Origin of the sequence: Bacillus glycinifermentans (genome assembly GCF_001042475.2) — a bacterium.
Classification (GTDB): Bacteria; Bacillota; Bacilli; order Bacillales; family Bacillaceae; genus Bacillus; species Bacillus glycinifermentans.
Genome location: NZ_LECW02000026.1, coordinates 56,370 through 71,351, shown reverse-complemented (window position 1 = coordinate 71,351; position 14,982 = coordinate 56,370). Strand labels below are relative to the sequence as shown.

Sequence of the window (14,982 nt, the reverse complement as noted above, 5' to 3'; positions counted from 1 at the left end):
GTATATATACAATATAAACAGATATAACAGATCTGTCAATTGTTGATTTTCCGGCAAAACAAAAACCCACCGCTCATCGATGGGTTTGTGCTTTGCTATTCCATTTCCCACTGCGGATTCCAGACGACTTCCCACAAATGGCCGTCCGGGTCCTGGAAATACCCTGAATAGCCGCCCCAAAACGTATCATGCGGCGGGACTGTTATGACGGCGCCTGCTGTCTTTGCCTGTTGCATGACTTCGTCGACTTCTGCTTTGCTTCCTGCATTATGTCCGATCGTGAATTCGGTAGGGCTTGGCATTGTCTTGTTCAGCTTCGTATCATAGGCGATATCCTTCCGGTTCCAAACGGCGAGCCTAAGGCCCGGCTGTAAGTCGAAAAAAGCAACGGCACCGTGTTCAAACTCTTTGCCGACAATGCCGTCTGACGGAAGCCCCAATCCATCCCGATAGAAATGAAGCGCCTTTTCTACATCATCTACTCCCAGTGTAATGACTGTGATTCGCGGTTTCAAAAGATAACCTCCCCAACGTGTAGACTGCTTTGAATATTTGACACATCACACATCATATCCTTCACATTCGATTCTGAAAAAAGGATGCTTGTGCAGATTGTAGAACATTCGTTCTTTTTCTTCAACTGTAAAAAAGACCTCCGCTTAATACGGAGGCCTTCATTCAGCCAATTAAAAATTGAATAACCGTGCCGCATTCTTATAGCCGATCTTTTGCCGGTCGGTTTCGCTGATCGGACATTGATCAAACCAGGATGAAATCTCCTCCATGGACTCGTACGGATAGTCGACCGAAAATAAGATTCTGTCCGAACCGACTTCCAGCATTGTATCAATTAAAGCCTGTGTGCGGAACACTCCGCTTGTGGTCAAATAAAAATTGCGGCGAAGGTACTCGGTAACAGGCTGTTTATGCTTGCCATGCGTCTCCGGCCGTTGATGGCGGAGGCGGTGCTCCACCCGCGGCAAGGTGAACGGCAGTCCTTCGCCCAGATGGCCGAGAATGATGGTAAGGTCAGGATATTGATCAAACAATCCGCTTAGCATCAGCCTTAATGCATGCGTCGCCGTTTCGATCCCAAATCCCCATGCTGAGCCGAGCAGCCCTTCATAACCTTGATACATCCTTTGCTGATTAGGAAGCGGTATACGGGGGTGGAGATAGACCGGCACGCCGAGCTTTTCAACCTCTTCCCAAAACGGCCAAACGCGGGGTTCATCAAGATATTGGGCTGTGTTCTCATCGCCGATGTTGCTGTAGCCGTTGATCAGTGCGCCGACGAACCCGAGCTCTTCCACCGCCCGTTTCAGCTCTTTTGCCGCTGCCTCCGGATCCTGCATGGGAAGCGCTGCGAAAGCTTTAAAACGATCCGGATGCTTCGCGAGAAAATACTGCGAAACATGATCATTCATCCGCCGCGCCAGCTCGATTGCCTGCTTCTTATCACATATGCCTTCAATCCCAGGCTGGGTTAAAGATAAAATGGATGTCCGGATGCCGTTTTTGTCCATATCTTCGATTCGTTTTTCATATTCCTGCAGTCTCTCCTGGACTTTTGCAAAATAGTCCGGATCTGTAAAATCATGGCTTCCCATGGCTGGAAAATCCGGCGACTCCCAATGTTCTTCTAAAACAATTTTGCCTTTCATTATGAAAACCCCTTTCACATTAAAAACAACTAGGAGATTGACGGACCGTCATCATTTTCGCAATAATCGTATACGCAGCTGCTATATTAAATTGTATCACCTGGAACGATTTGGTCAATCAACAGTCGACTTCCAGATGTCTAATAGTTTACATATGCTCTTGATTTGTTAAAAAACGGAGAAATGTTTTACAAGGAGGATGAACATGTCTAATCATCAACATGTTGACCGGCGAATCAAAAGAACGTCCAGATTTTTGAGAGATGCTTTCATTGAGCTTTTAAAAGAAAAGGATGTCAACTCCATTACCGTACAAGAAATTGCAGACAGAGCCGACTTGACGCGCGCAACATTTTACTTGCATTACAAAAATAAACAGCATTTTATTTCGCAAAGCATGGAAGACATGCTGAATGAGCTGATCGAGCGGGTAAAACCGGATCTTTCAGAATCGGACACGATGTATCCGCCTCCCTCTTTTTTAAGTCTGTTTGAGTTTATTCAGGAACATGCCGATTATTTTGAAGTGATGTTAAGCGACCGGGGGCTTCCCCAGTTTAGAAGCAGCCTCTTGAAGATCGTGCAAAAGCGGATTTACGGAGAACTCCTATCATCCATTGCCGAATCCGAAGAACGGCTGACGGTTCCAAAAGACATTCTCATCAGCTACATCACGTCAGCGCATATCGGCGTTATTTCTACATGGCTCAAAAGCGGCATGAAATTCAGCCCTGTTTATATGGCTGAACAATTGACCCGCTTAACCATGCTCGGGCCGATTAAAGTCGCCGGATTGGAGAATAAAATAAAAATCCCCTTTGTAAAGTAAAACACAGGATTCCGGCAATAAAAAAGCCGATCCCAAAGATCGGCTTTTTCTCACCACATCTCCATCACGGCAAGAAGTAAGTGCACGTTACGGCATGGCCCTTGCCGCATAGTCGATAATGAATGATGCCAAGTGTAAAACGATTACCATGACCGTTGAGGAAAGAACGAGCTTTTTGATGATAGAGGAAAATGATTCTTTTTTCATCAATGTGAAGTACACGCTGCAGATGACCGCCCCCGCTAAGATTGACCCGTTCCAGCAGAGAAGCCCCAGCTACTTATACAGATCCTTCCAGTCGAACAACCAAAAATACAGCACCCCGTCATCAAAAGTGTGGTAAAAATCGTCATCATGATTTTGTACAACATAATCCCTCCGCCTAAGATTATACGATGCTTTCGAACTGGCCGAAAATAATTTATCGGGTTCGGAGGCAAAATATTTGTAATCTATCGAACAGGCGGGATATGAATGGATATCAGCATCATGACGTTTAATATTCACCATGGCAAGGGAACCGATCAGCGCCTTGATTTGCAAAGGATTGCCGAGTTGATCGCTGAGAGCGGCGCTGATATTATCGGCCTTAATGAAGTCGATCGGCACTTTTCGAAAAGAAGCCGGTATGAAGATCAAATCAGCCGGCTCGCAAAAGAGCTGGAGATGGAGCATGCCTACAGTCCGTCCGTTTCATTACGTTCAAAAGGTTCCCAGTCAAAAAGGCAATATGGAAATGCCCTTTTGTCGCGATTTCCGATTGTGGAAGAACAGCACCATTTGTTCAATTTTGTCCCGGGGCTGATTGAAGGAAGATCATTGCTCGAAACAGCCATCGACATCGACGGGCGGCTCCTTTATGCGTTTGTGACGCATTTGAGCTTGCACCCCTCTCTCCATCGAAAGCAGACCAGCTATATCGCAGGCAGGCTTCAGAAGCTTGACAAGCCGGCGATTGTATTGGGGGACTGGAATATGAAGCCCCGTTCAAGAGGCTGGAAAAGAGTCACGGGAGTGCTTCGCGATGCGTGGGAAGCTGCCGGGGACGGCGCGGGTTTCACTTACCCGTCGCGCCGTCCGAAAAAACGGCTCGATTACATTTTTGCAAGTCCGTCTCTTCATGTGACCGCTGCCGAAGTTGTCACAAAAAGCCCTAAAGCCTCTGATCATCTGCCGCTTACGGCTGTAGTTACGATATAAAAAAGGACGGCCGGTCGCCGTCCTTTTTATGCCTTTGCGATTCCTAACATTACGCCGGCAATGACGATCAGGATGATCCCGATGACGATCCCGACCATCTGGCGCTTTGTCTTTTTTTCGCCGAGGATGATAATTCCGCCGAGCGTGGAAATGATGATCCCCATTTGCGATAATGAAAAGCTTGTCGCCACGCCGACCCGCGGCTGAGAAATGAATAAAAACAAATTTCCCGCCGCCCAGACTAAACCGGGAATAATGTTTTTGATTACGTAGAAATTAAAGGGATGGTGCCTGAATGTGAAAAGCAATCCTCCTGCCACCATCCCGATGGCTTGAGGAAAAAGAGCGGCCCAGCCGCTGACATGAAAGAACCGCGCCACAACCACATACACAAGGTAACCTAACGTCGAAATGAGCAGGATCACGATCCCTTTTTTCATGTCTCCGTTTTTTTCCTCATGGTTGTCCTTGCCCCGGCGGTCTTCCAATGACGTCAACACGACGCCGACGATGATGAAAATCAGCGCCAGCACGCCGAGAACGATCGAGACAGTCGTCGCCCATTCGCGAAACACGAGGACGCCGAATAAGGAGGTGGATACGAGTTGAAGTCCGGTTGAGATCGGCATCGTTTTTGAAACGCCGATCAGCTTAATGCTTTTCAGCTGGTTCACCTGGCCAAGCGCCCAAAATACGCCTGAAATGATACCGACTGCAAAAATGCGCGGCGATAAGTCAGGTTGGACGAAAAAATAGACACCGATCGAAAAAATCAATGCACCGATTGTCGTTCCGAGCACTTGGCTGTATGGTCCTCCGCCTAATTTGACGTTAAACAATACGATGCTGCCCCAAAAGATGGCGGGTAAAATGGCTAAGAAAATATCCATGTCATGTAAACCTTTCTTTTTTTGTCTTTATCTATTAAGGTTTACTGCAAACGCGATTTTTAATACAAAAAAATCCCGGATTTTAGAATTCGGGAATGCTTATTTCACTTGTTCGTTCTTTGTTACCGGATGCACGTTTTTGAAGAATAAAATCCCGTCATATTGCCGTGCCGGGACAAACGATGTGCGCAGGCCGTCTCCTTTTTCTGTCCCCATTCATGGCTGCAGCGCACAAACGAATTTTGATAAGGCGAATGGCTGAGCAGCCATTCCATATGCTTGTGACTCATTTTTTTTATCGGATAATCGCGGCCGCTGTAGTCTCCCATCCTTCCTTCTTTTGCATACAACCCGATCACAAAACTCTTTTCTTTCATCAATGGCGGGAGATTCTCGGCAAATGAGCGGTACCGGGACAAACGGTTGGCACTGCTCTGTTTTTTGATATGAAGGTTGTGCGCCCAAATGACGAACTTGTCGCCGGGATAGATGTGCGTCGATAAAAATTCCAGGTTTTTTGCCATTAATTCGTCCCGGTATTCAAACAATTTGGAGAAGCTTTTTTTGAAAGTTGGCCTTGACGTAATTCAGCCTGTTCTCAATCGTCTGCATCACGACCTTATGCAGCATTACCGAAGGAAACGTTTGTTTTTCAAGTCCTTCGATTAATTCTTTTCCCATTTTGGCGGTTTCTTCGACCGTTTTTCGAAAGCGCCATTTGAATATCCCATTCTTGTCAAGCAGTTCATTTGCAAGGCGGTCAGAGTCGATGTACTGCTGCCTGATCCGTCCTGTCAAATACCTCTCCAAAAAGGAGGAAAAGTGCTTTCTCCTGCTCTGTTGGACGTCAATACCTGTTAAGTGAAGCCCTTCTGATTCCTTCAGCTCGCGGAACAATTCGAGGACAAACCGGTTGTGCCAGACCTTCCCGATCGAATCCCAACTCCCGATGAAGGAAGCGGATGAGGCTGATTTTAGCCATGATGTATTCTTTGACGCAATGTCCGCTTTCACTGAGAAATACAAATCTTTTGTTTTTCAAAATCGGTTGTAAGGAGTCAAAATGATATTCATCTTCACCCCCCTATATCGATGCTGTGATCCCTGATTTCAGAAGTGATGTGATCCATATTTCTATCAGCTCCGGCTTTTTTGTTCCTTATCTCTAATTCGCCGGACGGGGTCTTGATTCCTCTCCGTTTCCGTTCAGTTTTTGGAAGTCTCTAGCCACGGCATGCCGGGAATCAGCGCGGGAGTGTGGTACAGATCACCCGTCAGCCTGTCTTTGATGCCGAGCGGGTTGCGGTTTAGATCCTTCAGGCTGAAATGGATGCTTCCTAAAACATTCGAGGCGCGGTTTAAGGCGATCTGTCCCGGGTATTCTTCAGGGTCTGACCAGGCCGGATCAGAATTGTTGTTGATTTTATAGGCCGCTTGTCCAATGTATAAATGCACGGGGCGATTGGCCACTTCATTCTTCCACCAGGCAACCAGAATGTCGTAGGACGCGGGGGCAAAGCCGATGCTCCAATAGATTTGCGGAGCGATATAATCGATATACCCTTTTTGAATCCATTCTCTCGTATCCGCATAAAGGTCGTCATAGTTGGTCATTCCGGCGGTTGTATTTGAGCCTGTAGGATCCTCCGCTTTGTTCCGCCAGACGCCGAACGGACTGATGCCGAATTTGACGGCCGGTTTTTCTTTTTTGATGGCGTCGTTGATCTGTTTGACGAGCTGGTTGACATTGTCCCGCCGCCAATCTTCAATGTCCGCGAAACGGTCTTTGCCGTATTTCTCATACGTATCAGAATCAGGGAATTCCTCTCCGGCTATTTTATACGGATAAAAATAGTCGTCCATGTGAACGGCGTCAATATCATAGTTTTTGACGACTTCTTCGATCCCTTCGACGATAAAGTCCTGTGCTTCGGGAATGCCGGGATTGTAAAACAACTGTTTGCCGTAACGGACGACCCATTCCGGGTGCTTTCTCGCCGGATGATCTGCCGCGAGCCTGTTCAAATCGGTATGATTCATCGTGATCCGATAAGGGTTAAACCATGCATGGAATTCGAGGTTCTTTCGGTGCGTTTCTTCAAGCAAAAAGGCGAGCGGGTCGTATCCGGGGTCTTTTCCCTGAATGCCTGTTAAATACTCTGACCATGGTCCGTATGCAGAAGGATAAAAAGCGTCGGCCGTCGGTTTGATTTGAACGACGACTGCGTTCATGCCCATCTCTGTCACATCATTCAAGAGCTTCAAGTACTCCTCTTTTTGCTGTTCCACGGTAAGGCCCTTTCGCGAAGGCCAGTCGATGTTTGTGACTGTGGCGATCCATACCGCCCTGAATTCCCTTGCTTGGCAGTTTTCAGAACTCATGTTCATGAGCATCCTCCCTTTTTGAAAAATCAGAACTTTCTGTTATTATATGTCAAAAAGGCGGTTTTGTACATGATAACGATGACAGGCTAAGACATTTTTGTGCCTTAGCCTGTCGTATTGAGATGCTCTTTGACACGCTGCATCAGAAATCGGACAAACGTCTCATCCCGAACCAGCCATGCCGCATAATTTCTTTTGATAAACCGCTCCGCCTCTTCAAACGAAGCGAATGTTTCGTTCTGTGTGACCCCGTTTAATTGAATGCTCCAGCCGTTTTCAGCCGAAAAGAGGTAAAATTGGTCTTCTTCCCTGTTTTCATAAAGGGAGCCGGATTCAGATTCTTTCAAGTTATATATGTTTTTGAAAGCATCTGCTTTGATCGGTTCCACCGGAAATGGCTCTTGCACGAACAGCCTGAACGCTTCGTCTGTCAACGGGCAGCCGGCTGCTTTAGCATGGCCCCCACCGCCGAAAGCGCCGGCGATTTCAGAGACGTCGGTTTCATCATGAATGGTCCGGAGGCTCACCTTTTTGCCGCCCATATTTAAAATGGCGATGTAGTCAAGATGGGGAAATTCTTTTCCGAGTTCGTTGCCGACCTCTGAATGGTAGCTTTCGGCATGGACGATTCCGACGCAATGCCCTTGAATGAAGGTCTGCACGATTTCCCGCCTTTTCCTGCGAATGTACCGTTCAATCTTCTCTTCTTCCATATCGAGGATCTTTTCCTCGAATTCGTCAAAGGAAAATTCGTCATTTTCTTTCAGGCGCCGGATCATTTTTTCTTCAAATTCGTCAATGGACACCATGAAAAACAAGTCGTTCAGCCGCTTCGCCTCAAGAACGCCCGCTTCCTCCCATTCCCATGTATCATAAAGCCGGACGAGCTCGACAAATTGGTCCATCGCTTTCGTTTTCTCGATCAGGCCGTTCTCTGCTAAATATTCATAAAAAAGAGAAGTGGCCGATGCGAGCCTTCCGTCTTCATATTCGACTTTCACAAGGCCCCACGGGTGTTCGTTCAAATGAAGCGCTGTTTTATGATGGTCGATGAGTTTGACCTTTCCGCCAGCTTCGGCGTATTCATTCAGCTTGTTTTCATTTTCCTGATGGACGGATAAATCCGTGATGAACAAGCCGCCCTGTTTTCGCTTGTCTTTCGCCCGATCTAAAAATCTTTCGACTTGGATATCCAGTCCTGTGACCGAATTGTAGCGAACCTCCACCTGTTCGCCGAAGGCCGTCTTTGCGACGATTCCGCATCCGACTCCGTCTAAGTCGTTATGAGAATACAAATGATACATTATGCTGTCCACCCTGCTTTTTAAATTGTATTGCCGTTCGACGTATGTGTCTCACATCTGTTTTACTATTATAAAAAACGAACGCTTTTATGCAAGCGTTTCGGTAAACGGCTGCCTGCGGTTGATATGAGCGGTTAAGCATTTGTATGCATGTTCAACCCGTTCTTCAGCAGGGGGTTCGATTCCTTTTAAAGGGTACTCAAGGCCGAGCGCTTCCCACTTATAGACGCCGAGTTTATGATATGGGAGAACCTCCACCTTTTCGACATTCGAAAGTCCGCCGATAAACGTTCCGAGTTCGTTTAAATCTTCGTCAATATCCGTAACCCCCGGAACGAGAACGTGGCGAATCCAGACAGGGATACGACGTTCGCTGAGAAATTTCGCGAAATCGAGGATGTGGTCATTCGGCATTCCGGTTAGTTCCAGATGCTTTTTGCGATTGATTTGTTTAAGATCGAGCAAAACAAGATCCGTATATTGCATCAATTCGCTGATCTGTTCCTGAAACGCCGGTGCTTTTGAATAACATCCCCCTGAAGAATCGAGCGCCGTATGAATGCCGCGTTGTTTGCACGCCTTGAACAGTTCTGTCAAAAAGGGAAGCTGCAAAAGCGGTTCTCCTCCGCTGACCGTGATCCCGCCGCCGGAAGACGCCATATACGGGAGGTATGAGAGAACGTCATCGACGATTTCGGAAACGGATATTTCCCGTCCCGCTCCGATTTCCCATGTATCTGCATTATGACAAAATTGGCAGCGCAATAAACACCCTTGCATAAAAACGACATATCGAATCCCTGGACCATCGACGGTACCGAATGTTTCAATCGAATGGATGCGTCCGTTCATCATGAAGATCCCCCCTTGTGATGGGAGCGGAGCGTAAAAGGGCGCCCCGCCTTATTTTAAGTTACATTGTTTCGTGGAACGTACGGCTGATCACGTCCAATTGCTGTTCTTTTGTCAGCTTAATGAAGTTGACGGCATAGCCAGATACGCGAATGGTTAACTGCGGATACTCTTCCGGGTGCTCCATCGCATCAAGCAAGGTTTCCCTGTTGAATACGTTGACATTTAAGTGATGCCCCGCTTTTTTGGCATATCCGTCAAGTATGCTCGCTAAATGGACGGCCCGGCTTGCATCGTCTTTGCCGAGAGCTTTCGGAATGATCGAGAACGTATTCGAAATTCCGTCCATCGCATAGCTGTAAGGCAGTTTTGCGACCGATGAAAGGGAAGCAAGCGTACCTTTTGTGTCGCGTCCGTGCATCGGATTTGCTCCAGGGGCAAACGGTTCTCCTGCCCGGCGGCCGTCAGGCGTATTTCCCGTTTTCTTCCCGTAGACGACGTTTGATGTAATCGTTAAGATGGACATCGTCGGAAGCGACTGGCGGTATGTTTGATGTTTGCGCAGCTTCTTCATAAATGTTTCAACAATCTCGACAGCAATCTTGTCCACGCGGTCATCGTTGTTTCCGTATTTAGGGAAATCGCCTTCTGTTTCAAAATCAACGGCGATGCCGTTTTCATCCCGGATCACTTTTACTTTTGCATGTTTGATAGCGCTTAACGAATCGGCCACAACGCTCAATCCTGCGATGCCTGTTGCCATTGTACGGAGAATATCGGTGTCATGAAGCGCCATTTCGATTCGTTCATAGGAGTATTTGTCGTGCATGTAATGGATCACATTCAGCGTGTTAATATACAGCCCTGCAAGCCATTCCATCGTTTGATCAAACTTATGCATCACTTCGTCGTACTCCAGAACGTCTGATGTGACAGGCGGCATTTCCGGTCCGACTTGAACCTTATGCTTTTCGTCTTTTCCGCCGTTAATCGCGTATAGAAGCGCTTTCGCCAAGTTGGCGCGTGCCCCGAAAAACTGCATTTGTTTGCCGATTGCCATCGCCGATACACAGCATGCGATCCCGTAATCATCGCCGTATTCGGGACGCATTATGTCATCGTTTTCATACTGGATCGAGCTCGTTTTAATGGACATGCTTGCACAATATTGTTTAAAGCGTTCAGGCAGTCTGACAGACCAAAGCACGGTTAAGTTCGGTTCGGGTGCAGGCCCCAGATTATCGAGCGTGTGAAGAAAACGGAAAGAGTTCTTCGTGACAAGAGGACGTCCGTCATGAGCTATTCCGCCGATTGATTCGGTTACCCACGTCGGGTCGCCGCTGAACAATTCGTTGTAATCCGGGGTGCGGGCGAATTTGACTAAGCGCAGCTTCATGACGAAATGGTCGACAAGTTCTTGAGCTTCCTGCTCCGTCAGTACCCCGTTCTGCAAATCCCTGTCAATGTAAATATCCAGGAAAGTCGAGACGCGGCCTAGGCTCATCGCCGCTCCGTTTTGTTCTTTGATGGCAGCTAAATATGCAAAGTACAGCCATTGAAACGCTTCCTTTGCGTTTGAAGCCGGCTCTGAAATATCGAAGCCGTATCGGGCTGCCATTTCTTTCAATTCGTGCAGGGCCCGAATCTGCTCGGTCAGCTCTTCACGCAGCCTGATGTTTTCTTCAGTCATGAGCTTTGAAGTGGCGGCCGCATCTTTTTTCTTTTCATTGATTAAGAAATCGACGCCGTAAAGAGCGACCCGCCGGTAGTCCCGATGATCCGGCCGCGTCCGTATGCATCCGGTAGCCCGGTAATGATGCCGACTTTACGGGCAAGCTTCATTTCATCTGTGTACGCGTCAAATACACCCTGGTTGTGAGTTTTCCGGTAATCGGTAAAAATTCGTTCTACTTCCTGATCTAATTCAAAACCGTAAGACTCACAGGCCTGCTTTGCCATGCGGATTCCGCCGAAAGGCTGAAGAGAACGCTTAAACGGCGCATCTGTCTGAACGCCGACAACTTTCTCCAGGTCTTGATTCAGATACCCCGGGCCGTGTGAGGTAATCGTTGATACGATTTCCGTATCCATATCGAGAACCCCGCCGTTTTCGCGCTCTTTTTTCGACAATTCCATCACTTGATCCCACAATGCGGTTGTTGCTTTGGTTGGAGGCTGCAGAAACGATTCGTCACCTTCATAGGGCTGAAAGTTGTTCAAAATGAAATCTCGCACGTTCACTTCTTTTTGCCATACATTCGTAGTGAAGCCTTTCCATTGTTCCATGTCATCCACCTCTTTTATCATTCGATTTGTATAACAGATACTACATTTTTATCTTATGTTGGGTAGAACAGTTTTGAATGTGAAAAAAGTCACACAATATGTGAAGTTATGAACAAAGTTCTCAGAACATACACAAATTGAAGATGACGAGCTATGGAGGAAAACTCAACAATCAAATCTGTAGTATAATAATAAAAAGTTTTTATTTAACTGTTATATAAAACAAAAGAGACAAAAAAACCGCCGACTCAAAGAGCAGCGGGGTCATCTAAAATCAATCATAAAACGTAACGGTCACATATTTGCCGGAGTAATCGTAAGCATAGAATTCTGCCTTACGATTATCTCCATCTACAAATTTACCAATATTCTTAAAAGTATGACATTCACCGGGAGAAAAATAGTTTGCCCCGACGTATTCGTCTTGATTGCTCCCTGGATCATCTTCATAAAGATGAATTGTCAAGGAAAAGCCGGCGCTTGAAGACAGGCAGACTCTAAAATCTCCTCCGCTGGAATAGACCGGCTTGCTGGAGTAAATATAGGTATACGTGCCGAGCTTGTCCCATTCGCCGGCTCCTGCGGTTTGTGCGCCGCTTGCAAACGCAGTAGAAAACGGCAATAAAAGCGTGCACATTGCAGTGAACAATACGGCCCCGATTTTGCTGCGATTCATGATTACGCCTCCTTTTTTAGTGAATATTGGCCATTATATCATTCATTACCAGCCCGATGAATAAGGCATTACTCCCTTAAAAATTGGCTTGTTTCTCAAAAATATAAGAGGATGATGGCTGGTATTTCCCGCTTTTAACGCTAATTTCCCGGATTCAATATTATAGAATTTTATAGGAAACGTCCCGTTTTACCCGCGAGCTCTGTGTGGTTTATTAAGCGGCTGCCCTTTTTAAAAGATCAAGAAACCGAAGTACAAAAGGGAAAATCCATTGCACAAATTTCAGCTTTTTCATGTCGTGGATGTAAAGTGAAACACAAACCTCGTTACATTTTTGGATGTTGCAGGCCGAAGAAATGAAATAGCTCTTCCCAATTTGAGAAGGGCCTATTTCATTCGCGATCTTCATTTAAACGTTTTATTCCGCTTCAGGTATAAAGACTCCTTCAAAACGTGTATAAGGTGCATAAACCGGTAAAGGGCTAATTTCTCCGTCTATACTGGTTGTAGCGGCTACGTCTACTAAATCTCCTGCTTGTAACTGAAGGACAGCAGAGACACTTGGTACCACTGAAATCCTTCCATTGCCTGTATTAGCAGCCTCTGTTGCGGCTTCGATGCCACCATTTCTTCGTATATATAGACTCACGAAAAACGGTATTCCGTCTGTTTCTGGGACAAAGAAAATACTTGCATTGAACGAATATAAACCTGCCTGCTGTGCGATAAAGTCCCCTGTAGCAGTATTATACTCCTCAAGCAGATCCAATTCTTCTATATTATATATGACTTCCGTTGTTGCAGATATAGTTAAAGGTTGAGGTCCACCTCTACTAGCCCTGAATGCTGATGGCGGGTCTGCTGCACCTCCTGTCGGTAACACTTCATTAAGTTGATTTTGTTGGCTTTGCTGAATTGATCTAGCTGCCCTTCCTTTCAATAGATTTGTCCCCGGTGTTGCCGTTGACGCCAACAGAGGCTTCCTGAGATTTTCCTCCTTTTGTTTTTTGATTTTTTTATGCAGCGGCATACGTCGCCCTCCTTTTACATCTATTGATGATGACTATAGATTTCGACTTGCACATTAATATTTAAATCATATGAATATTTACTATTAATAGAAACGGTATTTGCCGGGGACGAGGAAAATTAATGATCTTTCACTTTTCGCTTTGCGGATTCAAAAGGAGACACGAATCTTATAATGCTGTAGAAATGGAAAAAAGCCCTTAGAAGGGCCTTCTTTATAACTTTTGAAAAAAATCGGGGCTGTCCCGGAACAGCCCAGGAGCAAGGGAAGCTGCTGTTATTGGCCGGCCAATCGTTCAGCGATCTTGTCTTCGATCTCTTTTCCTTTTTCTTCATCCAGCAGCTGGTTTAAGATAATTGAGAAAATCAACGTTTTCCCGCTTTTCGTTTCGACATAGCCGGATAATGAACTGACTGTCGAAAGAGAGCCCGTTTTTGCCTTGACTTTGCCTTTGAGCTCTGGTTTTTTCATCCGGTTGCGCAATGTTCCCCCAACCATTCTGTCGCTTTCACCGGAAACGGGCAGTGAACGAAGATAAGAGGAAAACCATGGTTTATCCTGTACGGAATACAGCAGGCTTGTGATCTGATGCGCGGTGATGAGATTGATATGGGAGATGCCTGAACCGTCTCTCAGAAGGACGTTGTCCGGATCGACTAAAAAATCGGGAAGCTTCTTATGTAAAACCTCAAGCCCTTTCTCCCAGCTGCCTTCTTTTTTGACCGTCTTCCCCATTTCCTTGACCAGCGTTTCGGCATGGCCGTTGTTGCTGAGTTTCATAAAAGGCACGATCAGTTCCGAAAGCGGCATCGATCGGTGGACTATGATGCGGCGAGCGTTATTCGGGGTGCTTGCGGTTTTTACTTTTCCAAGCACTTGAATGCCTTGCCGGTCGAGCGCCTGTTTAAACAAATCTAGCGCATAGCCCGCCGGCTCCCAAACCGCGACCCATTCTCTGACTTTTGATGCTTCCTTTGGAATCGTTCCTTTGATTTGGATCGTATTTGTGCCGTGTTCCCGTTCGATTGTGATGTCTTTTTTCCCGTTGGCCGGTACGGTTTTGGCATGATTGGCAATCTTTACATACTCCGTTTTCGGGGAGACCGTCACCGCCGGTTTGCCGCCGCTTTTTCGGCCGGGATTGACGTCGACGATGACCGTGCCGGCATCATAGTCTTCATTCGGCGACGCGGTAAGAGCGGAAATCTGTGCGCCGTAATATGTATGTTCATCGCTCCAGGATACGTCAGGCGAATAGCGGACATCATCATACCAGGAATCATCCCCGATCAGATTTCCGCGAATGCGCGTAATCCCTTTTTGGCTGAGATCTTCTGCCATCTGATCAAAATCGGCCGGGAGCAGCGTAGGATCCCCTTTCCCTTTTATATAGAGGTTTCCTTTCAAGGTTTTCCCTTTCACCGTACCGTCAGCCAGCACCTCTGTCGCAAACGTATAATCCCCGCCAAGCACAGAAAGCGAAGCTGCAGCTGTCAGAAGCTTGAGGCTCGATGCGGGCCTCAGCCGGACGTCCCCCATATGATTGTAGACGACTTCTCCGGTTTCGGCGGATCTGACACTGATTCCGGCAAGCGCCCCCTGCAAGGCGGGCTCTTCTTTTAAAAGCCGGTCAAGCTCAGCGGACAGCCCGTCTTTATTTTCTGCAGCAACGGCGGCGGGCTCTTCCGGATTGAGGCGGGAGAAGAGCGCCAATACGGCAATCATCATGATGCACAAGCTGATCTTAATGGTCTTGTTCATGTATGTCCTCCCCTTTAGGCATGTTTTAATACTTTATTGCAAAAAGGGGCCGGATATACTTTTTTTAAGGGCCAAATTTCAAAATATTTCATTTTCCCGTCAAAT

13 protein-coding genes and 2 pseudogenes are annotated in these 14,982 nt (G+C 46.8%); 2 read left to right on the top strand and 13 right to left on the bottom strand.

Features of this window, described 5'->3' with window-relative positions:
- Window positions 1-95 precede the first annotated feature (95 nt).
- Together AB447_RS16260 and AB447_RS16255 are read right to left on the bottom strand one after the other, a co-directional pair.
- The gene (locus AB447_RS16260; protein WP_048355158.1) at window positions 96-515 is read right to left on the bottom strand and encodes a VOC family protein; all 420 of its coding nucleotides are present in this window, start codon (window positions 513-515) and stop codon (window positions 96-98) included.
- A 171-nt stretch (window positions 516-686) separates the two neighbouring features.
- Window positions 687-1,664 carry an amidohydrolase family protein gene (locus AB447_RS16255; protein ID WP_048355159.1) on the bottom strand — a complete coding sequence of 326 codons (978 nt, stop codon included), beginning with the start codon at window positions 1,662-1,664 and terminating at the stop codon, window positions 687-689.
- Between the two features lie 205 nt (window positions 1,665-1,869).
- On the opposite strand from AB447_RS16255, the gene AB447_RS16250 reads away from it, so the two are divergent.
- Window positions 1,870-2,493, top strand: a complete 624-nt coding sequence (locus AB447_RS16250; protein ID WP_048406969.1) for a TetR/AcrR family transcriptional regulator — start codon at window positions 1,870-1,872, stop codon at window positions 2,491-2,493.
- A gap of 87 nt (window positions 2,494-2,580) precedes the next feature.
- On the opposite strand, the gene AB447_RS27290 is transcribed toward AB447_RS16250, so the two are convergent.
- Window positions 2,581-2,715, bottom strand: coding sequence for a hypothetical protein (locus AB447_RS27290; protein ID WP_269769337.1), 135 nt, complete (start codon window positions 2,713-2,715; stop codon window positions 2,581-2,583).
- Window positions 2,716-2,967: 252 nt separating this feature from the next.
- Between AB447_RS27290 and AB447_RS16245 the strand changes: the two genes are divergently transcribed.
- A complete protein-coding gene (locus AB447_RS16245) occupies window positions 2,968-3,693 on the top strand; it encodes an endonuclease/exonuclease/phosphatase family protein (protein WP_048355161.1) in 726 nt (241 codons plus the stop codon).
- Window positions 3,694-3,719: 26 nt separating this feature from the next.
- On the opposite strand, the gene AB447_RS16240 is transcribed toward AB447_RS16245, so the two are convergent.
- From AB447_RS16240 to dacB, 10 genes and pseudogenes are all read right to left on the bottom strand, one after another.
- Window positions 3,720-4,583 carry a RhaT/GlcU family sugar-proton symporter gene (locus AB447_RS16240; protein WP_048355162.1) on the bottom strand — a complete coding sequence of 288 codons (864 nt, stop codon included), beginning with the start codon at window positions 4,581-4,583 and terminating at the stop codon, window positions 3,720-3,722.
- A 122-nt stretch (window positions 4,584-4,705) separates the two neighbouring features.
- Window positions 4,706-5,107, bottom strand: coding sequence for an erythromycin esterase family protein (locus AB447_RS26945; RefSeq protein WP_231592806.1), 402 nt, complete (start codon window positions 5,105-5,107; stop codon window positions 4,706-4,708).
- Between the two features lie 16 nt (window positions 5,108-5,123).
- Entirely contained in the window at window positions 5,124-5,597 is a 474-nt protein-coding gene (locus AB447_RS26940; protein WP_231592805.1) for a hypothetical protein, read from the bottom strand.
- Between the two features lie 201 nt (window positions 5,598-5,798).
- A pseudogene (locus AB447_RS16230) lies at window positions 5,799-6,941 on the bottom strand (glycoside hydrolase family 10-like protein); the annotation flags it as partial.
- Between the two features lie 131 nt (window positions 6,942-7,072).
- On the bottom strand, window positions 7,073-8,272 hold the full coding sequence (locus AB447_RS16225; protein WP_048355164.1) for a DHH family phosphoesterase: 1,200 nt from the start codon (window positions 8,270-8,272) through the stop codon (window positions 7,073-7,075).
- Window positions 8,273-8,359: 87 nt separating this feature from the next.
- Window positions 8,360-9,127, bottom strand: coding sequence for a pyruvate formate-lyase-activating protein (pflA, locus tag AB447_RS16220; RefSeq protein WP_048355165.1), 768 nt, complete (start codon window positions 9,125-9,127; stop codon window positions 8,360-8,362).
- 58 nt (window positions 9,128-9,185) lie between these two features.
- A pseudogene (gene pflB, locus AB447_RS16215) lies at window positions 9,186-11,410 on the bottom strand (formate C-acetyltransferase).
- A 274-nt stretch (window positions 11,411-11,684) separates the two neighbouring features.
- Complete coding sequence (locus AB447_RS16210) at window positions 11,685-12,047, bottom strand: hypothetical protein (protein WP_053071272.1); 363 nt, start codon at window positions 12,045-12,047, stop codon at window positions 11,685-11,687.
- A gap of 457 nt (window positions 12,048-12,504) precedes the next feature.
- Window positions 12,505-13,116: a C1q-like domain-containing protein gene (locus tag AB447_RS16200; protein WP_057957661.1), complete on the bottom strand. Its 612-nt coding sequence runs from the start codon at window positions 13,114-13,116 to the stop codon at window positions 12,505-12,507.
- Between the two features lie 276 nt (window positions 13,117-13,392).
- Window positions 13,393-14,877, bottom strand: a complete 1,485-nt coding sequence (gene dacB / locus AB447_RS16195) for a D-alanyl-D-alanine carboxypeptidase/D-alanyl-D-alanine endopeptidase (RefSeq protein ID WP_048355169.1) — start codon at window positions 14,875-14,877, stop codon at window positions 13,393-13,395.
- Window positions 14,878-14,982 lie beyond the last annotated feature (105 nt).

Coding starts and splice junctions, on each gene's coding strand:
- AB447_RS16240 (WP_048355162.1), bottom strand. CDS start 4,583: ATGGATATTTTCTTAGCCATTTTACCCGCCATCTTTTGGGGCAGCATC.
- AB447_RS16245 (WP_048355161.1), top strand. CDS start 2,968: ATGGATATCAGCATCATGACGTTTAATATTCACCATGGCAAGGGAACC.
- AB447_RS16250 (WP_048406969.1), top strand. CDS start 1,870: ATGTCTAATCATCAACATGTTGACCGGCGAATCAAAAGAACGTCCAGA.
- AB447_RS16210 (WP_053071272.1), bottom strand. CDS start 12,047: ATGTGCACGCTTTTATTGCCGTTTTCTACTGCGTTTGCAAGCGGCGCA.
- AB447_RS26945 (WP_231592806.1), bottom strand. CDS start 5,107: ATGGCAAAAAACCTGGAATTTTTATCGACGCACATCTATCCCGGCGAC.
- AB447_RS16255 (WP_048355159.1), bottom strand. CDS start 1,664: ATGAAAGGCAAAATTGTTTTAGAAGAACATTGGGAGTCGCCGGATTTT.
- pflA (WP_048355165.1), bottom strand. CDS start 9,127: ATGATGAACGGACGCATCCATTCGATTGAAACATTCGGTACCGTCGAT.
- AB447_RS16200 (WP_057957661.1), bottom strand. CDS start 13,116: ATGCCGCTGCATAAAAAAATCAAAAAACAAAAGGAGGAAAATCTCAGG.
- dacB (WP_048355169.1), bottom strand. CDS start 14,877: ATGAACAAGACCATTAAGATCAGCTTGTGCATCATGATGATTGCCGTA.
- AB447_RS16225 (WP_048355164.1), bottom strand. CDS start 8,272: ATGTATCATTTGTATTCTCATAACGACTTAGACGGAGTCGGATGCGGA.